The sequence below is a fragment of the Micromonospora sp. NPDC050495 genome (genome assembly GCF_040655175.1).
GTDB lineage: Bacteria > Actinomycetota > Actinomycetes > Mycobacteriales > Micromonosporaceae > Micromonospora.
Genome location: NZ_JBFAJK010000029.1, coordinates 1 through 20,792, shown reverse-complemented (window position 1 = coordinate 20,792; position 20,792 = coordinate 1). Strand labels below are relative to the sequence as shown.

At 73.6% G+C, this 20,792-nt stretch carries 19 protein-coding genes; 6 read left to right on the top strand and 13 right to left on the bottom strand.

Features of this window, described 5'->3' with window-relative positions; all coding sequences use genetic code 11:
* Nucleotides 1-87: 87 nt before the first annotated feature.
* The 3 genes from AB0I11_RS23915 (at nt 88) to AB0I11_RS23905 (ending at nt 4,821) form a co-directional block, all read left to right on the top strand.
* Entirely contained in the window at nt 88-1,098 is a 1,011-nt protein-coding gene (locus AB0I11_RS23915) for a DNA primase (RefSeq protein WP_357324520.1), read from the top strand.
* 40 nt (nt 1,099-1,138) lie between these two features.
* Nucleotides 1,139-3,442: a transposase gene (locus AB0I11_RS23910; RefSeq protein WP_357324517.1), complete on the top strand. Its 2,304-nt coding sequence runs from the start codon at nt 1,139-1,141 to the stop codon at nt 3,440-3,442.
* A gap of 155 nt (nt 3,443-3,597) precedes the next feature.
* A complete protein-coding gene (locus AB0I11_RS23905) occupies nt 3,598-4,821 on the top strand; it encodes an ABC transporter substrate-binding protein (protein ID WP_357324514.1) in 1,224 nt (407 codons plus the stop codon).
* A 145-nt stretch (nt 4,822-4,966) separates the two neighbouring features.
* Here AB0I11_RS23905 and AB0I11_RS23900 read toward each other — a convergent pair whose 3' ends face one another.
* The 4 genes from AB0I11_RS23900 to AB0I11_RS23885 all read right to left on the bottom strand — a co-directional run bounded on the left by AB0I11_RS23900 (nt 4,967) and on the right by AB0I11_RS23885 (nt 10,070).
* Complete coding sequence (locus tag AB0I11_RS23900; protein WP_357324512.1) at nt 4,967-5,560, bottom strand: ATP/GTP-binding protein; 594 nt, start codon at nt 5,558-5,560, stop codon at nt 4,967-4,969.
* A gap of 1 nt (nt 5,561) precedes the next feature.
* The gene (locus tag AB0I11_RS23895; protein WP_091061496.1) at nt 5,562-5,939 is read right to left on the bottom strand and encodes a DUF742 domain-containing protein; all 378 of its coding nucleotides are present in this window, start codon (nt 5,937-5,939) and stop codon (nt 5,562-5,564) included.
* A 100-nt stretch (nt 5,940-6,039) separates the two neighbouring features.
* Nucleotides 6,040-6,444 carry a roadblock/LC7 domain-containing protein gene (locus tag AB0I11_RS23890; protein WP_013283992.1) on the bottom strand — a complete coding sequence of 135 codons (405 nt, stop codon included), beginning with the start codon at nt 6,442-6,444 and terminating at the stop codon, nt 6,040-6,042.
* Entirely contained in the window at nt 6,441-10,070 is a 3,630-nt protein-coding gene (locus tag AB0I11_RS23885; RefSeq protein WP_357324508.1) for a nitrate- and nitrite sensing domain-containing protein, read from the bottom strand. Before AB0I11_RS23885 ends, AB0I11_RS23890 begins: the two co-directional genes overlap by 4 nt.
* A 385-nt stretch (nt 10,071-10,455) precedes the next feature.
* Here AB0I11_RS23885 and AB0I11_RS23880 point away from each other — a divergent pair, with 385 nt between their 5' ends.
* Entirely contained in the window at nt 10,456-10,872 is a 417-nt protein-coding gene (locus AB0I11_RS23880) for a hypothetical protein (RefSeq protein ID WP_357324505.1), read from the top strand.
* Here the strand turns inward: AB0I11_RS23880 and AB0I11_RS23875 are convergent, their stop codons facing one another.
* Genes AB0I11_RS23875 through AB0I11_RS23860 form a run of 4 tightly spaced genes read right to left on the bottom strand, consistent with a single transcriptional unit; the run spans nt 10,873 to nt 13,597 of the window.
* Entirely contained in the window at nt 10,873-11,949 is a 1,077-nt protein-coding gene (locus AB0I11_RS23875) for an adenosine deaminase (protein ID WP_357324502.1), read from the bottom strand.
* Between the two features lie 51 nt (nt 11,950-12,000).
* Nucleotides 12,001-12,414, bottom strand: coding sequence for a PPOX class F420-dependent oxidoreductase (locus AB0I11_RS23870; RefSeq protein WP_357324499.1), 414 nt, complete (start codon nt 12,412-12,414; stop codon nt 12,001-12,003).
* Nucleotides 12,411-12,980 (bottom strand): NAD(P)H-dependent oxidoreductase, encoded by a 570-nt coding sequence (locus AB0I11_RS23865; protein ID WP_357324496.1) that lies wholly within the window; start codon nt 12,978-12,980, stop codon nt 12,411-12,413. The genes AB0I11_RS23870 and AB0I11_RS23865 overlap by 4 nt, the downstream gene beginning before the upstream one ends.
* Nucleotides 12,968-13,597, bottom strand: coding sequence for a hypothetical protein (locus tag AB0I11_RS23860; RefSeq protein ID WP_357324493.1), 630 nt, complete (start codon nt 13,595-13,597; stop codon nt 12,968-12,970). The genes AB0I11_RS23865 and AB0I11_RS23860 overlap by 13 nt, the downstream gene beginning before the upstream one ends.
* A 57-nt stretch (nt 13,598-13,654) precedes the next feature.
* On the opposite strand from AB0I11_RS23860, the gene AB0I11_RS23855 reads away from it, so the two are divergent.
* Nucleotides 13,655-14,134, top strand: coding sequence for a MarR family transcriptional regulator (locus tag AB0I11_RS23855; RefSeq protein WP_357324490.1), 480 nt, complete (start codon nt 13,655-13,657; stop codon nt 14,132-14,134).
* Nucleotide 14,135: 1 nt separating this feature from the next.
* The gene (locus AB0I11_RS23850; protein WP_357324487.1) at nt 14,136-14,993 is read left to right on the top strand and encodes a putative RNA methyltransferase; all 858 of its coding nucleotides are present in this window, start codon (nt 14,136-14,138) and stop codon (nt 14,991-14,993) included.
* A gap of 5 nt (nt 14,994-14,998) precedes the next feature.
* On the opposite strand, the gene AB0I11_RS23845 is transcribed toward AB0I11_RS23850, so the two are convergent.
* The 5 genes from AB0I11_RS23845 to AB0I11_RS23825 all read right to left on the bottom strand — a co-directional run bounded on the left by AB0I11_RS23845 (nt 14,999) and on the right by AB0I11_RS23825 (nt 20,704).
* Nucleotides 14,999-15,679 (bottom strand): DUF4272 domain-containing protein, encoded by a 681-nt coding sequence (locus AB0I11_RS23845; RefSeq protein WP_357324484.1) that lies wholly within the window; start codon nt 15,677-15,679, stop codon nt 14,999-15,001.
* A gap of 96 nt (nt 15,680-15,775) precedes the next feature.
* A complete protein-coding gene (locus AB0I11_RS23840) occupies nt 15,776-17,059 on the bottom strand; it encodes a thymidine phosphorylase (protein ID WP_357324481.1) in 1,284 nt (427 codons plus the stop codon).
* 193 nt (nt 17,060-17,252) lie between these two features.
* The gene (locus AB0I11_RS23835) at nt 17,253-17,966 is read right to left on the bottom strand and encodes a cytidine deaminase (protein WP_357324478.1); all 714 of its coding nucleotides are present in this window, start codon (nt 17,964-17,966) and stop codon (nt 17,253-17,255) included.
* Nucleotides 17,967-18,059: 93 nt separating this feature from the next.
* A complete protein-coding gene (locus tag AB0I11_RS23830; RefSeq protein ID WP_357324475.1) occupies nt 18,060-19,340 on the bottom strand; it encodes an ABC transporter permease in 1,281 nt (426 codons plus the stop codon).
* Between the two features lie 2 nt (nt 19,341-19,342).
* Nucleotides 19,343-20,704 carry an ABC transporter permease gene (locus AB0I11_RS23825; protein WP_357324471.1) on the bottom strand — a complete coding sequence of 454 codons (1,362 nt, stop codon included), beginning with the start codon at nt 20,702-20,704 and terminating at the stop codon, nt 19,343-19,345.
* Nucleotides 20,705-20,792: the final 88 nt, after the last annotated feature.

Here is a 20,792-nt window from a genome sequence, read left to right as displayed (position 1 = left end):
CGTCGCCCACTAGGGTATGTGCGCAGAGTCACTCGGCGGCCGGAAGGGGCCGCCGCGTGGGCAACCCGAAAGCACCCGGAGGTCAGCGTGGCCCGCCAGTCGCCCCAACGGCCCGACGCCGACGAGCCCGAGCTCGACGACACCACCGCGTCGGCCGCAGATGACGAGGTCGAGGTCGACCGCCCGGCCCCGGACCGCACGCTCTGGGACGAGCTGCGCATCGACCCGGTGGAGATCGACCTGCCCGCCGGCACCGGCTACACGCTGCGGGCGTACCGGTCGGCGCGGGAGCTGACCCCGACGGACGTCGCCGAGCGCGACCTGGACGACCCGTTCCTGGCCCGCCGCCAGGTCGTCGACACCGAGGACGAGGAAGAGGTGGTGATCCTCGACGAGGAGTACGCCGCCCTCACCGCCGAGGACGAGGACGAGGAGCGCCCCGCGGGCCGCCGGCGCGGCAAGTCGGCGGCGACCGACACCGACACCGACACGGCCGAGGACGTCGACGCCGAGACCGACGAGGACGCCGATGCGGCGGCCGAGGCGGACGAGGACGAGGCGGACGAGGACGAGGCGGACGAGGACGAGGACGAGGCGGACGACGCCGGCGACGAGGAGGTGCCGGCCTTCCTCACCCACCGCGGCAAGCTGCTGCTCTTCAAGAGCCCGGAATCGTTGGTGTCATTCATCCGTTCCGGTGCGCCCAACGATCTGTCTCAACTGGACAGCTGGAATGAACTGTCCGAACGGGTGGAGCCGGCCGACATCACGCCGCTGGACGAGGACACCTACGAGCTCGACCTGGTCGTGGAGAACCTGCGCGGCGGCCACGACGCCTGGGATCCCACGCTCCTGATCGAGGCCGGCGAGATCGCCCGTGACCTGGCGTACGCGCTGCGGCTACCCGCCGTGCTGGACATGCTCTCCGCGGGCTCCAGCCTGGACGACCTCGACGAGGCGCTGCGGGCCAGTGTCAACGGCGGAATCGGTGGTTTCCTCGGCCGGCGCCGGTTGAAGAAAATCGGGGCACAAACCGCAAGTCTGGGTTGGCGCACCATTGTCGGCAAGATCTCTGCGGTTGTGGACTGGCGCGACTGACCCGAAGCGGGGAGCATCAGTCTCTGGCAGAGAAAGCCTTGTGTCCCGGGAGGAGGACGACGCCTTGGCGCTCGTGCGCGTGTACTGCGGTCTGGCCTCGGCGGATCCGGCCGACCGGCCGGCTTCGGCCGGTTCGACGTTGACGTCCGCTGTGGTCGACGACGCAGGCCGGCTGCTGCATGTCTGCGAGATCGGCGACGACCCCGCCGGCTACGCCCAGCTGGTCGCGCTGCTCGTCGAGCGATCGGGCGGCCCGAGCGGTGCGGCGATCGCCGCGGACAGCGACGACCACACGGTCACGTCGCTGCTCAGCGCGGCCGGCCGACCGCTGGCGATCGCGGACGACGACTCGGTCGACGACTTCGCCGAGCGCTTCGCCGATGACGACTCGCTGGAGGAGATGCAGTCCCCGCCGGCCGAGCGTCGGGCGGTCGGGCTGGCCCGCGCCCTCCAGGCCGGCGCGCTCTCCGCGATCACCCTCCCGGCGCCCCGCGACCTCGCCGGCTACAAGCAGGTTCTCGCCGCGCACGCGGCGCTGGCCAGCGGGCGGCACTCCGCCGCCGTGACGCTGCGCGAGGTGCTCCGCGAGCTCTACCCGGCGGCCCTGCGGGCCTATCCGGACCCGGCCGAGCCGGTCTCCCTGGCGGTGCTGGACGCGCTGCCCGAGCCGGGCATGCTCAGCGGCACGGTGGCCGGCGGACGGGACGTCCCGGTCGCCGCGGACGCCGTCGCCGCGCATCTCACGGCCGAGGGCGTCGCCGACGCCGACACCGTCAACGACGCGGTCACCGCGCTGCGGGTGGCCATCTCGGAGACCCCCCGGCGCGCCACCGTCAACCGGGCGCTCACCGCGGCCGTCGCCGAGACCGTGCGGCAGGCGGTCGCCTCCGTGCGGGCCTGCGACGCCGGCTGCGACTCGCTCGTCGGTGCGCTCGCCGCCCGGGTCACCACACCCGCCCCGACCGCCGGTCGCCGGGCGGCCGCCCGGCGCGGCGAGTCGGTCGGCGAGCTGACCGGCCTGCGCCCGGGCCGCCCCGCCGGGCCCGAGCCGGTGGGCCGGCGCAGCCGTCCCGAGCCGGTCTCCGGTCCCGCCGCGCCACCCTCGCCGCGGCCGCTCGCGCCGCCGCCGGTCGCCCCGGCCCCGGTCACGCCACCGCCGGTGGCGCCCGCTCCGGTCGCCCCGGCGGCCGCCGCCAACCGGCCGGCCACCCGTCCCGAGCCGGCCGGCGCGCCGCTGCCGTCGCGGGTGGACGCCCCGACCAATCGGCCGATCTCCGCGCCGCCCCCGCCACCGCCGGGCATCACCCCGATCACCCCGGCCCAGCGCGGCACCGTGCCGCCGGCCGAGGCCGGTGAGCCGTTCCGCCCGACGCTGACCACGGCCGCGATCAACAGCGCCCGGGCCGAGCGCCAGCGGACGGTCATCCCACCCCGGCCCAAGATCACGCCGGAGTCGCCGACCGGCGGCTTCAGCGCGACCGACCTGACCATCCCGGTGCCGGCGCCGCGTCCCGGGCAGGAGTCCGCTCCCCCCGGTTCCCGGGCCAACTGGCCGCTGGTCAACACCGGCGACGAGGACGACCGCGCCAAGGAGGCCGCGCCCGGCTACGGGTACGGCGGCCGGAGCGTGGACGCGCCGAGCGACCCGGGCCGGGTCACCCCGCCGTGGCTCGCGGACGACCTGCCGCAGGAGCCGCCGATGCTGCGGCTGGTCGAGCCGCCGCCACTGGCCGACCGGGCGCTGCGGGACGAGCAGAACCCGCCGACCGATCCCGGGCTGGAGACCCCGCCGCTGCGGCTGGTCGAGCGGGGCGCCGAGCGTTCCGGCCCGCCGGCCCCCCGGGCCGAGCTGCCGCCCCCGCTGGAGCGGCGTCCCGCGCCGAAGGAGCACCGGCCCCCGCCGGTCTCCGACGAGGGCGACGGCGACCTGCTGATCTTCGCGCAGGCGAAGTCCGCCTGGTTCGTCGGGCACGGCGACGAGGCCGACCTGGAGTGGGCGAGCACGGCCGACACCGGATGGCAGGCCGCCGAGCAGGCGGCCCGCCCGGCGGTCGGCGACGAGACCAAGGCCGGCCTGCCCAAGCGGGTCCCCCAGGCCAACCTGGTGCCGGGCTCGCCGCTGCGCGACGAGCGTCCACTACGGATCGTGCGGAACGCGGCCAGCCTCGCCGAGAACACCACCGGCTACTTCCGGGGTTGGCGGCGCGGTCAGGAGATCGGCGGCTTCGCCGTCGGCGGCCGCCCGGGTCGCGAGGCCGCCGGCGGCTGGGACTTCACCCGCGACTCCGGTGACCGCGACGATGACCGGGAGTACGAGTACCGCTCCGCCGGGTACCGCTCCTGAGCACCGCCTCGCTCCGTTCCTGAGCAGCGCGGCACTCCGGACTACCGGGGTGTTCCTGCCCACACCCGGATAATTTGACGTCGGGTCTGGCCGGCCGGAACCATACCCGGCGGACCAGCCGGCGCGGGCGTCGCCGGGGTGGGAAGGCGACTCCAATGGCGACACCGGCATTCGACCCGTCCGTGTTGACCCGGCGCGGCGTGCTCGCCGCGGCGGCGAGCACCCTGCTCCTCGCCGCGTGCGGACAGCCCGGCCAGCGGCCCGACGACGGCCCGGCCAGCGACGCACCGGACGACCACGAGCTGGTGGTCGGCGCGAGCCTGGAGCTGACCGGCAGGGGCGCCGCCCTCGGCGTGCTCCAGCAGCGCGCCCTGGAGATCACCGCCGACACGCTGAACGTCACCGGTTTCCCGGTCGGCAAGCTGCGCCGCACGGTGCGGCTGGAGATCCGCGACAACGGCGGCAACCCCGCCCAGGCCGCGCAGCAGGCCACCGACCTGGTCCAGCGGACCCAGGCGCACGCCCTGATCGGCGGCACCCTCGCCGAGACCTCCATGGCCGTCATCGACGTGGCCGAGGAACTCCGGACGCCGTTGCTGTCGCTGGCCGCCGGCGACGGCATCGCGCTGCCGCTGGCCGAACGCACCTTCGTCTTCAAGCTCACCCCCGACGCCGCGGAGGTCGCCCGGCGGCTGGCCCGGCTGCTCGGCACGCTGGAGATCCGGCGGGTGGCCCTGCTGGCCGCCGACGGCCTGCACGGCGACTCCGGGGTACGGGCGGTCCGTGCCGCGCTGCCCCGCGCCGACGTCCAACTGGCCCGGACCGTCCGGCTGCCGGCCGGCGGGCAGGACTTCGGCGCCGCCGCGGCACGGGCCGCCGCCGGTAAGCCGGACGGCGTGATCGTCTGGGGCACCGCGCCCGACTCCGGTGCCGCCGCCCGCGAGCTGCGTCGGGCCGGCTACCGGGGGCCGCTCTTCTTCGACGCCGGGGCGGTCGCCGACGACACCCTGGCCCGGCCCAACGCGGCCGCCGTAGAGGGCGCCTACGTGGTCCACCCGGCCTGCCTGAGCAGTTCCCCGCTGACCGCGGCCAACTCGGCGGAGGTGGCCCGCAAGGACTTCACCTACCGCTACCTGCGGCGGCACGGCAGCTACACCGGCTTCGCCCCGTACGCGTCCGACGCCCTGCAACTGCTCGTCTCCGCGGCCCGGATGGCGACCAATGTCGACCGTGGCCGGCTGCGGGCGTTCCTACAGGCCCAGGTGGTCGAGGGGATGGCCGGCGCCTACGCGTTCACGCCGACCCGGCACGGCGGCATGGAACCGGACTCACTCGGCATCTACCAGGTCCACCAGGGCGTCTGGGAGCGCTACGCCTGATCGTCCAGCACGGCAGCCGGAGCGCTACGCCTGACCGTCCACCCGGGCCGGTCGGGGTGGCGGGCCCGCCCAGCGGCGCGGCCGTGACGTGGACAGCGATAAGCGCCCGGTGACCTCAGGTCACCGGGTGCTTGTGCTGCCGCCGTCAGGCGGGCGCGACCGCCCGCGAGCGCCGCATGGTCAGCACGTACTCGACCAGGGAGATCAGCACGTGCTTGGTCGACTCCCGGTTACGGGCGTCGCAGGCCACCACCGGCACGTCGTGCGAGATCGCCAGCGCGTCCCGGACGTCCTGCGGGTCGTGGTACTGCATGCCGTCGAAGCAGTTGATGGCCACCAGGTACGGCAGCCGCCGATGCTCGAAGAAGTCGATGGCGGCGAAGCAGTCGGCCAGCCGGCGGGTGTCGACCAGCACCACCGCGCCGATGGCGCCGCGGACCAGTTCGTCCCACATGAACCAGAACCGGGTCTGACCCGGCGTACCGAACAGGTACAGGATCAGGTCGCGGTCGATCGAGATACGCCCGAAGTCCATCGCCACCGTGGTCGTCGTCTTACCCGGCACCTGCCGGTTGTCGTCGACACCCACACCAGCGGAGGTCATGATCGCCTCGGTGGTCAGCGGCGTGATCTCCGAGACCGAGCCGACCAGCGTCGTCTTGCCGACGCCGAACCCGCCGGCGATAACGATCTTCGCTGACGTCACGCGCCCGCTCGGGGCCGGCGGCCGGTGCGACATGTCAGAGCCTGCGAAGTCCACTCAGCACCCTCTCCAGCAGTTCAGTGCCCACCGCGTCGTCGGAGTCGTCCAGGATGGTCGGCTCGTGGACCGCGACCAGGCCGTCCGTCGCCATGTCGGCGATGAGCACCCGGGCCACGCCGAGCGGAAGCTGCATACGCGCCGCGATCTCGGCGAGTGACTGCACACGTCCGTCGCACAGCGCGGCGATGTACTGGTGTTCACGGCCTTGGCCGCCGTTGCCGGTGGCAACGGCGCGACCGCGCACCGTCGTCTCGACGAGCGCCTCCAGGGCAATGTCGAGCCGGGGACGGGTACGACCGCGGGTCACGGCGTATGGACGGACCAACGCTCCGGTCGGTTCGTCACGATCGACCATGTCGCCGCTCACCTCCTTCGTACCCGGCACCGGCTCTCCCCGGTGGTGTCCGTCGATGTCGTAGTTGTTGCCGCTCCTGACCCACCGGTCAGCGCGTCGATCAGCCCATCATCCCCACAGCCGTACGCGGCTGCGGGGTCAGGGCGTCACCCACCCGGTCGACGAGCAGAGCCATCTCGTAGCCGACCTGACCGACGTCGCAGCTGCGGGCCGCGAGGACCGCGAACGACGAGCCGTCGCTGATGGACATCAGGAACAGGAAGCCGTTGTCCATCTCGACCACCGTCTGGAGCACCGCACCGCCCTCGAAGCAGCGGGCCGCGCCCTGGGTCAGGCTGACCAGACCGGAGGCGATCGCCGCCAGCTGGTCCGCCCGGTCCCGCGGGAGGTCCCGGGACGAGGCCAGGAGCAGGCCGTCGGCGGAGACCGCGACCGCGTGCGCCACGCCGGGCACCCGGTCAGCGAAGTTGGCGAGCAGCCATCCGAGATCCTGCGTAGTTGTCATCCTTGTTGCTCCTTCTGCCCGCTCCCGGCCACTGGGCCTGAGCCAGACTGCGAGGACTGCTGCCCGTCCGGAGTGCCCTCCGGACCGGTCGAGTTGCTGTCGGTGGGGCTGCTACGCCCCCGCTGCACACCTCGATGGTAGGCCGACAGGAGGCCCCGTACGCCTTCCGGCGTCCGGCGCTGGACCGAGGCCGACGGCTTCTCGATGCCACCCGGCACGAGCTGCGCCATCGGGGTCCGCTTGGGCAGACCCTTCTGGGTCGTCTCGGCGACCGGGACCTCGGTGGCGGCCGTGGCCGCCCGCCAGCCGTCGTCGGCCGCGGTCTGCCAGCCGGGCGACTGCGGTTGCTGGGGCCGGCGGTTCGGCAGCGCCTCGGCGAAGCCGGAACGCCCGCCCCCGTTGGCCGAACCGTTCTCGCGGGGCCCTGCGCCGGCCGCCGGGGTGTGTGCCATCGGCGTGTTACCTGTCGTTGCGGGTGTTGGCTGCTGCGCGGCCGGACCGGCGACGTCGACCTTGGCGAACTGCTGGGTCGCGGCGGCGTTCGTGGCGGCCGCCTGCGGCGCGGTTGTCTCCTCGTTCGGCCCTGGCCGGCGGGTGCGGAACCAGGCCGATTCCAGCTCCCGGAAGATCGGCAGCTCCATGGTCTCGTCCGCGTACCGCTGGCGGTTGGCCGCCTGCTGCGGAGTCGGCCGGGCCGCCGGAGCCGGTGCGGCCATCGGGCGGCTGGCCGCCGGCGGCGCGGCGGCCTGCCGCGGCTCCGGCCGGGTCACCCGCGGCAGTTCGGTGGTCATGTCCAGGCCGGCGGCGAGACGCTCCGGCACCGGCGGGGCACCCTGGTCGGGCGCGGCGACCGGCGGCCAGGCCGGCGGCGCACCGGCACCCTGGGTACCGGCCTGCGGGACCGGCCGCGACGGCAGCTGGTTGGCCGGCGGCACCGAGCCCGGTTGGCCGGACGCGGGCGCGGCCGACACCGGCTGGCCCGGGTAGGGCTGACCGGAGTAGGGCTGGCCCGAGTAGGGCTGCGCCGAGACCGGGTAGCCCGGATAGGGCTGACCGGAGACGGGGTGGCCGGAGACCGGCGAGGCCGAGACCGGGTAACCGGAGACCGGCGAGGCGGAGACCGGGGCGCCGGAGACCGGCGGCAGCGGCGGGGCCGACACCGGCGGCACCGGCGGCGCGGAGACCGGCGGCGGGTTGTACGGCCGCTCGGGGCTGCTCGGCAGCTGCCGCGGGATGGCCGGCTGCTGGCCGGTGCTGCTCGGGTCGCCCTCCGGGCCGCGCCGCTGCGGCAGCGGGTCGACCGACTGCCCGTTGGACGGCCGCGGCGGGAACCCGTCCCCGCCGGCCAGCGCGTTGGCGCCGGTGAGGTCGGACCAGGCCGGCATCCCGCGCGATCCGCCCGTGTTGGCCGGGGTGCCGGAGCCGTTCCGCGGCGCGGGCTCGAACGCCCGGCCGCCGAGGGTGACCTGGTTGCCGGAGCCACTGGGCCGCTGCGCGGGCGGCGCGGGCGGCGTGTACGGGCCGTTGCCGAGCGCGGCCAGCGCGCCGAAGGCGGGCGCCGGGCCGGGCTGCTGCGGGCCGGCGGCCGGCAGCGCGGCCGCCGGGTGGCCCCGGCCACTCAGCGCCCGCGGCACGAGGACCGACGGGGGCAGCGTGACGTCGGCGACGGTGCCCCGGTCTGCGCCGGGCCGCAGCTCGGCCTTGACGCCGTGCCGGGAGGCCAGCCGGGCGACCACGACCAGGCCCATCATCCGGGAGACCGCCACGTCCACCTGCGGCGGCGTGGCGAGCCGCTCGTTGAGTTCGCGCAGCTGCTCCGGACCGATGCCGATGCCGCGGTCCTCCACGTAGAGGGAGGCGCGGTCGCCCACCCGGCGGGCCTCCACCATGACGTGGCTGTCCGGCGGGGAGAAGGCGGTCGCGTTGTCGAAGAGCTCGGCGACCAGGTGCACGAGGTCGTTGACCGCGTGCGCGGCGATCTCGATGTCCCGGTCGATCACGCCGAACTCGATCCGGGTGTAGTGCTCGACCTCGGACTGCGCGGCGCGCAGCACGTCGATCAGGGCGGCCGGCTCGCGCTGCACGCGGGTGGAGTCCGCGCCGGCGAGAACCAGCAGGTTCTCGTCGTTGCGGCGCATCCGGGTGGCCAGGTGGTCGAGCTGGAACAGCTCCGCGAGGCGGTCCGGGTCCTCCTCGCCGCGCTCCAGCCGGTCGAGGTGGCCGATCAGCCGGTCGACCAGGATCTGCGACCGGCGGGCCAGGTTGACGAACATGGTCGCGACGGAGGCCCGCAGGGCGGCCTGCTCGGCCGCGGTCCGGACCGCCTCCAGGTGGACGGCGTTGAACGCCTCGGTCACCTGGCCGAACTCGTCCTTGCTGCGGACCGGCAGCGGCTCGGCGATCTGGTTGGCCAGCTGGATCGGGGAGAGCTGGCCGGTGACCTGCGGGTCACGCAGCCGAGCCACCGCCTGGGGCAGGCCGTACTGGGCCACCGAGAGGGCGCCCTGCCGCAGCTCCCGCAGGGAGCGGGCCATCGAGCGGGCCACCAGGTAGGCGAAGAGGATGGCCAGCAGCAGCATGATGAGCAGCAGGCCGGTCTCCAGGAACACCTGCGTCTGGGTGTTCGAGCGGAGTTGCTCGGCCTTGCGGACCACGTTGGCGTCGAGCCGCGACTCGACGGTACGGATCAGCTCGGTGTTGGCCACCATGGCGTGGTCCCACTGGTCCGACCCGAAGCGGAGCTCGGAGAGGTCGCCGCTGCTGCTGCTGATCTCGTTCTGGTAGTTGACCGACTCGCGCAGGTCGGGGCCGGCGACGGTCTGCTGGTAGAAGTCCTGGTCGGCCTGGCTGGCGACGGACTTGTAGGTCTCGGCGGCCTGCTGTTCGCCGGTGACGGTGGCGATGTAGTCGTCGCGCAGGGCCGGGGTGAGGGTGCCCTGCACCAGCGCCCGGTGGACCACCACGCGGCGCTGGGCGATGTATTCCTTCTGCCGCGCCGTGGCGGCCGCGGCGCGCATCTGGTCGCTCAGGTTGGTGTCGCCGGCGAGCTGGCTGGACGAGTCCCGGATCCCGAGCAGGCCGCTGATGAGGCCGGCGTACATCTGCTGGGCCTCGGGGATCGTCATCTTGCCGTTGAGCACCTGGCTGCGGGTGCCGGGCAGGTCGGCGAGGCTCTGGTCGATGTCGTCCAGCAGCTGCTCGAAGGTCGAGGGCAGGCCCTCGATGTCGAGCCGCTGGTCGGAGTACGGGTTCTTCCGCTGGTCGACCCGCTGGGTCGCCCGGTTGTACGCCTCCTGGTACTGCGCGTTGCTCTGGGTCCGCTCGGCCGTCGTCTGGCCCTTGCGGTTGGCGCCCAGCCAGAGCACCGCCGCCACCCGCTCGTCCTGCAGGCTGTCGACCAGGTCACCGGACGTTTCGATGAGGTTGGCCAGGTTCCCGGCCCGGTTGGCATTGTTGAGCGTCTGCAGGTGGTCGACCAGCCCGCTGGTGCCCACCACAACCGTGGCGATGGTCGGCACGATCATGATCAGACCGAGCTTGGACCAGATCGGCATGTCGCGGAGCCGGCTGGCCGGCCGACGTAGACGCGACAGGAAGGAGCCCGCCGTCGTTGGCCGTTTGCTCACGTCACCGCCCTCGCATTACCGCGCCCGGGCGTTGCCTGTGGGCAACGCCGAGCGACCGACCCGGCGGGTCGGACCTCCGAGATTCCATCACGCCGCCCCGCAAAGAGAAAGACCAGGTTGTACCTCGCCGGTGGTGTGATGAGATGTTGATGCAATTTGATAGCAATCCGTCTGGCCGGAGTCACTCAAAGTAATGGCACACCCTCACCGCGTCGTCCTGCTCGCCGGGCCTTCCGGCTCCGGAAAGTCCTACATTGCCAAACGAACCGGACTTCCCGTCCTCTGCCTGGACGACTTCTACAAGGACGCCGATGACCCTACGTGTCCACGCCAGAACGGACAGGTGGACTGGGAGTCCCCGCTGTCCTGGGATGCGGACACAGCGGTGGAAACCATTGCCCGACTGGCCCGGGAGGGCAAGGCCGAAGTGCCGGTTTATGCGATCGGCGCGGACCGGAGGGTGGCCACCCGGCCATTCGACGTGACCGGATCGCCATTTTTCATCGCCGAAGGGATTTTCGCCGCCGAGATCGTGGCGGAGTGCCGCCGCCGGGGCCTGCTCGCCGGGGCGTACGCGCTGCGCCGCCCGCGCGGGGCGACCTTCCTCCGCCGGCTGGCCCGCGACCTCGCCGAGCAGCGCAAGGCGCCGGGGGTGCTGTTCCGCCGCGGGCTGGCGTTGCTGCGGACCGAGCCGCACGTGCTGCGCCGGCAGACCGGGCTGGGCGCCGAGGCGGCCCGGGCCCGGGAGGTGCTGCGCCGGGTGGCCGACCTGCTCGCCGGCCACCCGCAGCAGCATTCCTGATCAGCCGATCAGCTTGGCGTACCCCGGCTTGATCACCTCGTCGATGATCGCCAGCCGCTCGTCGAACGGGATGAAGGCGCTCTTCATCGCGTTGATGGTGAACCACTGGAGTTCCTTCCAGCCGTAGCCGAAGGCCTCCACCAGCAACGCCATCTCCCGGGACATCGAGGTGCCGCTCATCAGCCGGTTGTCGGTGTTGACCGTCACCCGGAAGCGCAGGTCGCGCAGCAGCCCGATCGGGTGTTCGACGATCGACGCCGCCGCCCCGGTCTGCACGTTCGACGACGGGCACAGCTCCAGCGGGATCCGCTTGTCCCGCACGTACGCGGCCAGCCGGCCGAGCACCGGCGGATCGCCCGGGGTGATGTCGTCGACGATCCGGACGCCGTGGCCGAGCCGGTCGGCGCCGCACCACTGGATCGCCTGCCAGATCGACGGCAGCCCGAACGCCTCGCCGGCGTGGATGGTGAAGTGGAAGTTCTCCCGCTGGAGGTACTCGAAGGCGTCCAGGTGCCGGGTGGGCGGGAAGCCCGCCTCGGCGCCGGCGATGTCGAAGCCGACCACGCCGGTGTCCCGGTGCCGCACCGCCAGCTCGGCGATCTCCTGCGAGCGGGCGGCGTGCCGCATCGCGGTGAGCAGGGTGCCGACCCGGATCGGGGTGCCCGCCTCGGCGGCCAGGGCGCTGCCCTCGGCGAAGCCGGCCACCACCGCCTCGACCACCTCGTCCAGGGTCAGGTTCCGCTCCAGGTGCTGCTCGGGGGCGAACCGGACCTCCGCGTAGACCACCCCGTCCGCGGCCAGGTCGAGCGCGCACTCGCGGGCCACCCGGCGCAACGCCGACGCGGTCTGCATGACCGCCACGGTGTGCGCGAAGGTCTCCAGGTAGCGCTCCAGCGAGCCGGAGTCGGCCGCCTCGACGAACCAGCGGCCCAGCGCCGCCGGATCGGTGGTGGGCAACTCGTGGCCGACCTCGGTGGCCAGCTCCACGATCGTGGCGGGCCGCAGCCCGCCGTCGAGGTGATCGTGCAGCAGCGCCTTGGGGACCTTAACGATGTCCGCGTACGAGATTGCGACCATGCTCAGACCCTAGTCACCGCCGGTCCGGACCCGGCAACGGACCGGGTCGGATCACGGGCGCCAGCCGTACACCCGCTCGACCGCCAGGCGGAGCACGACCCGGCCGTCGGCCACCATGGCCGTCCGGTAGTCCGCCCAGTCCGGGTGCTCGCCGCGGATCCGCCGGTAGACCTCGACCAGCTCCTCGACCGTGGCATCGTCGGTGGCCGCGGCCGGCGGGGTCACCGTCACCGTGCCCTCGGCCACCGCGTACGCCCCGCCGTCGGCGGTGGTGACGTGGAAGCTGGCCCGCGGATCGCGACGCAGGTTGCGCACCTTGGCCCGGTCGCCGGTGGTGGAGCAGCGGATCAACCCCGGCTCGGCCAGGTAGTCGACGTTCGAGAGCTGCGGCCGGCCGTCCCGGCGCAGGGTGACCAGCACCCCGCGCCCCCGTTCGCCGAACAGCTCCCACAGCCGGGCGGTCACGCCGGCACCCGCAGCGGCGCGAGCGCGACGGCCAGCCGGGCGAGCTGGTCGAGCATGACCTCGGCGGCGGCCTCTCGGCCCGGGTCCGGCACCAGCTCGCCGGCCTCGTCGAGGGCCTGGCGCAGGAAGATGGTCACCGCCTCGTTCACCGGCATCATGTTCAACGTGGTCACCACCTGCTTGATCATTTGGACCGCGCGGAGACCGCCGGAGGTCATGCCGTAGCTGACGAAGCCCACCGGCTTGTGCTGCCACTCATGGTAGAGGTAGTCGATCGCGTTCTTGAGCGGTGCGCTGAAGCCGTAGTTGTACTCCGGCATGACGAAGACGAAGGCGTCGGCGGCCGCGGTCGTGGCGCTCCACTCCCGGGTGTGCGGGTGCAGGTAGAGCCCCTCCGAGGGGTGGTGCGGCTCGTCGTGGAACGGCAGCCCGACCTCGGCGAGGTCGACCAGGCGTACCTCGTCGAAGCCCTCGTGGCGGACGGCGGCCGCGGTGAACCAGTCACCGATCCGCCGGCCCACCCGACCGGGGCGGGTGCTGGCAACGATCACGTTCAGGCGGGGCATGGCGGGGTCACTCCTGTCGGGACGGGACGGCCGGCGGCCGGCGTGGCGAGTCGAGGGATGAGGAACTGGGCGAGCGGGCCGATGCCGAGCGCGTAGAGCAGGGTGCCCGGGCCGACGGTGCCGCCGAGCAGCCAGCCGACGGCGAGCACGGCCAGCTCGATCAGGGTGCGGGCGCGTCCGATCGGTAGGCCGAGGGTGGCCAGGCCGGTCATCAGGCCGTCCCGCGGGCCGGGGCCCAGCCGGGCGCCGAGATAGAGCGCGGTGGCGACGCCGTTGAGCAGGATCCCGGCGAGCAGCAGCGGAACACGGACGGCGAGCGAGTCGACCGGTGGCAGCACCGCCAGCACCGCGTCCAGGGCCAGGCCGACCAGCGCGACGTTGGCGACGGTGCCGACACCGGGCCGCTGACGCAGCGGGATCCAGAGCAGCAGGACGGCCAGCGCCACGCCGTTGACCAGCACGCCCATCGGCAGCCCGGTGCGGGCGGCGAGGCCCTGGTGCAGGACGTCCCAGGAGGCGAGGCCGAGATCGGCCCGCACCATCAGCGCCACGCTGGCGCCGAAGAGCGCGAGGCCGGCCAGGAGCCGGGCCAGTCTCGCCGGCAATGTGGTTGACATGTCATCGACCGTACGGATGCCTTGGTGACATGTCAACCACACGGCTAGGATCGGCGCATGGACGGACCACGCTGGCTGGACGAGCGGGAGGAGCGCGCCTGGCGCGGCTACCGCCGGATGCGCCGCCTGCTCGACCTCGAGCTGGCCCGGGAGCTGACCCAGGACGCCGGCCTCTCCGAGCCGGACTACGACGTCCTCTCCGACCTCTCCGAGACGCCCGAGCAGCGGCTGCGCCTCAGCGAGCTGGCCGACCGGATGCTCTGGTCCCGCAGCCGCCTCTCCCACCACCTGGCCCGGATGCAGCAGCGCGGCCTGGTCCGCCGGGAGGAGTGCCCGTCGGACGGGCGCGGCTCGATCGTGACCCTCACCCCCGCCGGCCGGCAGGCCATCGAGGCGGCCGCCCCCGGCCACGTGGCCGCCGTCCGCCGGCACCTGATCGACCTGCTCACCCCCGAGGAGATCGCCGCGCTCGGCGCGCTGACCCACCGGGTGGTCGACCACCTCGCCGGCGACCGCCCCGCCCGGGCGGACGCCTGAGATGGACCCCCGGATCCTGGCCCGGCTGCGCTGCCCGGTCTGCGCCGAGCCCCTCACCGAGACCACCGCCGGCACCGCCCGGGCGCTGCGCTGCCCGCGCCGGCACAGCTTCGACCTCGCCCGCCAGGGGTACGTCAACCTGCTCGCCGGCCGCGCCCCGCACACCGGGGACAGCGCCGAGATGGTCGCGGCCCGCGCCGACTTCCTCGCCGCCGGCCACTACGACCCGGTCGCCGCCGCCCTGGCCGCCGCCGCGCCGCCGCACGCCGCCCGCACCGACCAGGCGTACCCGCTGGTCGTGGACGCCGGCGCGGGGACCGGCTGGTACCTCGCGGCGGTGCTGGCGGCGCTGCCCGACGCCGTCGGTCTGGCGCTGGACGTCGCCAAGCCGGCGCTGCGCCGCGCGGCCCGGGCCCATCCCCGCGCCGCCGCCGCGCTGGCCGACACCTGGCAGCGGCTGCCGCTGGCCGACGGCTCGGCCGCCGTGCTGCTCAACGTCTTCGCGCCGCGCAACGGCCCGGAGTTCCACCGGGTGCTCCACCCGGCCGGCGCGCTGCTGGTGGTCACCCCGGCGACGGCGCACCTGGGCGAGCTGGTCGACGCGCTCGACCTGCTCCGGGTCGACCCGGCCAAGGCCGACCGGGTCGCCGGCAGCCTGGCCGGGCACTTCACCGAGGAGTCCGGCACCGAGCACCGCCGCCGGCTCGCGCTCAGCCGCGCCGAGGTGGCCACCCTGGTCGGGATGGGACCGAGCGCCTGGCACACCGACCCGGCCCGGCTCGCCGGCCGGATCGCCGCGCTGCCCGAGCCGGTCGAGGTGACCCTCGCCGTGCGGCTCGGCGTCCACCGGCCGCGCTGACCGGCTCAGGTGGAGAGGTCGACCTCTTCCCAGCCCGGCGGCTCCTCGTGGTACGGCCCGCGCAGCACCACCGCCCACTCCAGCGCCCAGCGGCGCTGCCCGATGGCGTTCGCGTCGACCAGCCCGGGCAGCGCCCGGCCGGCCTGCTCCGACTCCAGGTACGCCCAGTCCAGGCAGTAGTGCAGGTCGAGCAGGGCGGCGGCGTCGCCGGGGTGCTGCGGCGCGGCCAGGATGCGCGCCCGCCACTGTGGGAAGGTCTCCCCGCCGACCAGGTTCGGCATCCGCTCGACCAGCCGCGGGTCCACCGGGACCGTCGGGTCCAGTTCCTTGGTCAGCCCGAGCACCCAGGCCAGCGAGAAGAGCGCGTCGTGGTGCAGCACGAACGAACGGTGGTCGCCCTTGCCGCCCATCACGAACTGCCACTCGGGCGGGGTGACGGACTCGACGAGGTGCGAATCCAGCAGCCAGCTCATCGCCGCCTGCGGCGGCATCCCGAAGCAGCGGGCCAGGATCAGGTGCAGCACCGCGATCCGGGCCTCGATGTCGGGCGTGGGCCGCAACTCGATCTCGTCCCCCGGCTCCCAGACCAGCGGATACTGCGGCGGCGGCAGGGGCAGGCCCAGCCGGGACAGCTCGTCGAGGCTCGCCTCACGGACGGCCCGGGGGTCGGGGGCGGGTACGCGCACGGCTCAGTCCCTGTCTGCTCGCATCGGCTCAGCGCCGGTCTTTCCCCCTCGACCAGGGAGGATAGCCCCTCGACCGGCGCCGCACCATGACCGGGATCAGCCGCCGACCCGCTCGATGACCAGCGGCTTCGCGGCGGGAGCCGTGGGCGCCACCCGGACCGCCCGCTGCGCCTCGTCGAGGGCGGCCGGGATCCGGGCGGCGTGCTCGGCCCGCAGCTCGTAGAGGGGGTCGCCGGCGCGTACCGGGTCGCCGGGGCGCTTGTGCAGGACCACGCCGGCCGGGATGCTCACCGGATCCTCCTTGCGGGCCCGGCCCGCGCCGAGCCGCCACGCGGCCACCCCGATGGCGTACGCGTCGACCTCGGCGACGTAGCCGTCCTCGGTGGCGCGGACCACCTCGACCTCGGGGGCGGTCGGCATCGGCGCGTCCGGGTCGCCGCCCTGCGCGCGGATCATCGCCCGCCAGGCGTCCATCGCCCGGCCGTCGCGCAGCGCCGCCTCCGGGTCGACGTCCGGCAGACCGGCCGCGGCCAGCATCTCCCGGGCCAGGGCGAGGGTCAGCTCCACCACGTCGGCCGGGCCGCCGCCGGCCAGCACCTCCACCGACTCGGTGACCTCGACCGCGTTGCCGACGGCCCGGCCGAGCGGGGTGGACATGTCGGTGAGCAGGGCCACCGTGCGGACCCCGTGCGCCCCGCCCAGCTCCACCATGGTCCGGGCCAGCTCGCGGGCATCGGCCACGTTCTTCATGAAGGCGCCGGAGCCGACCTTCACGTCGAGGACCAGCGCGCCGGTCCCCTCGGCGATCTTCTTGCTCATGATCGAACTGGCGATCAGCGGGATGGCCTCGACGGTGCCGGTGACGTCGCGCAGCGCGTACAGCTTGCGGTCGGCCGGGGCGAGCCCCGCACCGGCCGCGCAGATCACCGCGCCGACGTCCCGGAGCTGGGCGATGAACTCGTCGTTGCGCAGCGTCGCCCGCCAGCCGGGGATCGACTCGAGCTTGTCCAGCGTGCCGCCGGTGTGCCCGAGGCCCCGGCCGCTGAGCTGTGGCACGGCCCCGCCGCAGGCGGCGACCAACGGGGTCAGCGGCAGGGTGATCTTGTCGCCGACGCCGCCGGTGGAGTGCTTGTCCACGGTCGGCCGGGTCACCGGGGACAGGTCCAGCCGCTCCCCGCTGGCGATCATCGCCGCGGTCCACCGGGCGATCTCCGGCGCGGTCATCCCGCGCAGCAAGATCGCCATGGCCAGCGCCGACATCTGCTCGTCGGCCACCAGCCCCTTGGTGTACGCGTCGACGACCCAGTCGATCTGCCCGTCGCTCAGCACACCCCCGTCCCGCTTGGCCCGAATGACGTCAACCGCCGTGAACACACTCACCTTTGAGTTCCAATCAGTAATCGTGCGGGGTCGCACCGACCCGCGAAGGAGGACCACCGAGGGATCGGGCCGAGGGTGACCGGCGCAGGGATCAAGCCTGACCGCCCGGAGCCGGTCACCCTCGGCCCGATCCCCACCAGCTCAACCCCCGACCGCCCGGAGCCGGTCACGGCAGGCCCCGATCCCCATCAGCTCAACCCCAACGAACCGGGATCTCCGCGGGCGGCTCACCCTCACCCGCCCAGAAGATGGTGCCCGACGCGTCCACCACGACGACCCGCGGCGTCCGCGCCAGCCCCCAGGTGATCGCCTCCGCCGAGTCCTCCCAGGACGGGCCCTCCTCCAGCACGCCGGTCTCGGCGCCCTCGGAGTCCCCGGCCGACCGCTCCCAGTACGCCGTCCAGACCTGCTGCCCGGCGGAGAGGTCCGGATGCACGAAGACGGTGCCCCGCCCGCGCCACGCGGCCAGCCGCTCCGGGACCACCGGCACCGGCGTCTCGCCGGTCACCGCCTCCAGGTCCTCCACGCCGAACGCGTGCGGCAGCAGTTCGGCCATCCGCAGCGTGCCGCCCTTCGCCTCGATCAGGCACTCCGGGCCGCCGTTCTCCCAGAGCAGCTGCCGGCACCGGCCGCACGGCATCAGCGGCTCGCCGGTGGCGTCGACGCAGGACAGGGCGACGATCCGCCCGCCGCCGGTGGCGTGCAGCGAGGAGACCACGCCGCACTCGGCGCAGAGCACCACGCCGTACGCGGCGTTCTCCACGTTGCAGCCGACCACCACCCGGCCGTCGTCGACCAGGGCGGCCGCCCCGACCGGGAATTTCGAGTACGGCACGTACGCGTGTCGCATGACCTCGGTGGCGGCGGCCCGCAGCCGCTCCCAGTCGATCTCCATCACGCCTCCCATTCTGCCCAATTCACCCCGATCGGTCGCGCTGCCCGCCGGAGACGGGCGTGCCCGGCGGGTCTCCCCCCACCGGGCACGCTGCGCCGAGGGCCGTCAGCCCTTGATGTACGGCTTGCCGTCGGCGGCCGGCGCCCGGACCCGGCCGACCAGCCCGGCCACGGCCAGGATCGTCGCCAGGTAGGGCAGCATCGCCAGGAACTGGCTGGGGATGCTGCTGCCGATCGCACCCAGGTAGGTGGCGAGCTGGTCGGCGAAGCCGAAGAAGAGCGCCGCGAGCAGCGCTCCGGTCGGGCTCCACCGGCCGAAGATCAGCGCGGCCAGGGCGATGAAGCCCTTACCGCCGATCATGTTTTTGGTGAACGAGTAGAGCGCCAGGGTGTACGACGCGCCACCGATGCCGGCCACCATGCCCGCCATGATCACGTTGCGGTAGCGCAGCCGCAGCACCCGCACGCCGAGCGTGTCGGCCGCAGTCGGGTGCTCGCCCACCGACCGGGTCCGCAGGCCCCACCGGGTACGGAACAGCGCGAGGTGGATGACCAGCACCAGCAGCAGGCCGACGTAGAGGAAGATGTTGCCCCGGAACAGCGCCGGGCCGAGCAGCGGGATGTCCTTGAGCAGCGGGATCTCCCAGTTGCTGAACCGCGGCGCGCTGTTGTACTTCGTGGCGTCGGTCTGCATCAGCCGCTCGTAGAGGAAGCCGGTGACCCCGACCGCCAGCAGGTTCAGCACGATGCCCATGACCACCTGGTCGACCAGGTAGCGGATGGCGAAGACGGCGAGCAGCAGGGAGATCAGCGCGCCGCCGATCGCGGCGGCGACCAGACCCACCCAGACGCTGCCGGTGATGCTGCCGAAGAGCGCGCCGGAGAAGGCACCCATCAGCAGTTGGCCCTCGATCGCCACGTTCACCACGCCGGAACGCTCGCAGAGCACGCCGGCCAGCGCGCCGAAGATCAGCGGCAGGGCCAGGATGAAGGTGCCCCGGACGACGTTGACCAGCGGCATGAAGTTGCGGCCCTCGGGGGCGGCGGACACCTGCCAGCACAGGAAGCTCAGCACGAACGCGACCAGCCCGACGCCGAGCACCAGCGTGAACCAGCGCTTCGGCACCCCGGCGAGCAGGGCGGCACCGGCCGCCGCCGCGATGATCCCGAACAGGATCGCGCCGACCGTGCCGTTGATCTCCAGGGCGGCGCCGCCCTCGGTCTCGCTGAGCGTGAACCGGGCCTGCTGGCCGGTGGCGAGCGCACCGAACAGGACCGCCGCGAGCACGCCCAGACCCAGCAGGACGGCTCCGGTCTTGCGGGCGCGGGTCCAAAAACCCTCGTCCACGGCGGTCACGGCGACCTCGGGGACAGCGGTGGTGGACATGCTCACCAGCCCTTCGCGAGGCTCGTCTGCAGCCGGGCCGCGCGGGCCGCCCGGAGCTGGAAGATCGCCTTCACCATGGCCGGCGCGGCGATGAAGATGACGATCAGCGCCTGGAGCACGGTGACCAGCTCCAGCGAGATCCCGGAGTACGACTGCATCCGGTTGCCGCCGGCCTGTAGCGCGCCGAACAGCAGCGCGGCCAGCAGCACGCCCCAGGGCTTCACCCGGCCGAGCAGCGCGACCAGGATGCCGTCGAAGCCGATCTGCGCGATCACCAGCGGGGTGAGCGCGTTCGCGGTCGAGCCGAGCACCATGTTCGACCCGCCGAGCCCGGCCAGCAGCCCGGAGATCACCATGACCAGCACGTACGTCTTGGTGACGCTGATCCCGGCGGTCCGGGCGGCGTCCGGGTTCTCGCCGACCGCGCGCAGCTCGAAGCCGAGCGTCGAGCGGTTCAGCAGCCAGGCGATGAACCAGGTGGCCAGCACCGCGACCAGGATGCCGCTGTGCACCCGCAGGTCGGCGCCGAGCAGCCGGGGCAGCTGGGCGGAGGACTCGACCGGCTTGCTGATCGCGTCCGACCGGTTCGGGTTCTGCACCCCGCTCTGGATGATGATCCAGGACAGGAAGTAGACCGCCACGTAGTTGAGCATGATCGTGTTGATCACCTCGTGCGCGCCGGTGCGCGCCTTGAGGATGCCCGGGATGAAGCCCCAGAGCGCGCCGCCGAGCGCGCCGGCGATCAGCGCGACCAGCAGGTGCACGCCCACCGGCAGCGGCAGCGCGAAGCCGGCGACGGCGGAGAGGATGACACCGATGGTGGCCTGGCCCTGGGCGCCGATGTTGAACAGGCCGCCGCGGAAGGCGAGCGCCACCGCCAGGCCGGTGAAGACCAGCGGCGCGGTGTAGGTGAGCGTCTCCGAGATCGGGCTCAGCGTGGCGGTGAAGCCGACCGCGTCCGGGTCGAAGATGGCCCCCTTGAACAGGTTCGCGTACGCCTCGCTGACCACCGTCCAGCTGGCGTTCAACGCGTCCGCCGGGCGGGCCGTGATGTAGCTGAAGGTGCTCAGCACCTCGGGGTCGGACACGATGATCAGCACCGCGCCGACCAGCATCGCCAGCAGCACCGCGAGCACGGTCACGGTGACCGTGTTGGCCGCCCAGAGGTTCTCCAGGAAGAGCCGGCCCAGGGTGGGGCGGGACTCCTTGTCGGCGTCCGGCGCCTTGGTCGCGGTGGCCGGCACCGCGCGTTCGGGGTCGCCGGCGGGCGCGGTCGGGGTGGCCCGTGCCTCGCTGCGCGCCTCCTGCGCCTCGGTCGCCGGCTCCTTGTCCGGGGAGCCGGAGACCGGGTTCACGTCGCTCATTGGTGCACCCTTGTCTCACTCGAGCTGATGTTGGTTCGAGTGCACCGGTGACCGTCGGGCCATCGCCCTGCTCGCTCGACTCGTGAGG

What these genes read in the sequence shown, in the direction of transcription:
- AB0I11_RS23855 (WP_357324490.1), top strand. Translation starts at nt 13,655, where the DNA reads ATGGACGGACCACGCTGGCTGGACGAGCGGGAGGAGCGCGCCTGGCGC.
- AB0I11_RS23895 (WP_091061496.1), bottom strand. Translation starts at nt 5,939, where the DNA reads ATGGTCGATCGTGACGAACCGACCGGAGCGTTGGTCCGTCCATACGCC.
- AB0I11_RS23850 (WP_357324487.1), top strand. Translation starts at nt 14,136, where the DNA reads ATGGACCCCCGGATCCTGGCCCGGCTGCGCTGCCCGGTCTGCGCCGAG.
- AB0I11_RS23830 (WP_357324475.1), bottom strand. Translation starts at nt 19,340, where the DNA reads ATGTCCACCACCGCTGTCCCCGAGGTCGCCGTGACCGCCGTGGACGAG.
- AB0I11_RS23875 (WP_357324502.1), bottom strand. Translation starts at nt 11,949, where the DNA reads ATGGTCGCAATCTCGTACGCGGACATCGTTAAGGTCCCCAAGGCGCTG.
- AB0I11_RS23860 (WP_357324493.1), bottom strand. Translation starts at nt 13,597, where the DNA reads ATGTCAACCACATTGCCGGCGAGACTGGCCCGGCTCCTGGCCGGCCTC.
- AB0I11_RS23900 (WP_357324512.1), bottom strand. Translation starts at nt 5,560, where the DNA reads ATGTCGCACCGGCCGCCGGCCCCGAGCGGGCGCGTGACGTCAGCGAAG.
- AB0I11_RS23905 (WP_357324514.1), top strand. Translation starts at nt 3,598, where the DNA reads ATGGCGACACCGGCATTCGACCCGTCCGTGTTGACCCGGCGCGGCGTG.
- AB0I11_RS23835 (WP_357324478.1), bottom strand. Translation starts at nt 17,966, where the DNA reads ATGGGAGGCGTGATGGAGATCGACTGGGAGCGGCTGCGGGCCGCCGCC.
- AB0I11_RS23890 (WP_013283992.1), bottom strand. Translation starts at nt 6,444, where the DNA reads ATGACAACTACGCAGGATCTCGGATGGCTGCTCGCCAACTTCGCTGAC.
- AB0I11_RS23865 (WP_357324496.1), bottom strand. Translation starts at nt 12,980, where the DNA reads ATGCCCCGCCTGAACGTGATCGTTGCCAGCACCCGCCCCGGTCGGGTG.
- AB0I11_RS23825 (WP_357324471.1), bottom strand. Translation starts at nt 20,704, where the DNA reads ATGAGCGACGTGAACCCGGTCTCCGGCTCCCCGGACAAGGAGCCGGCG.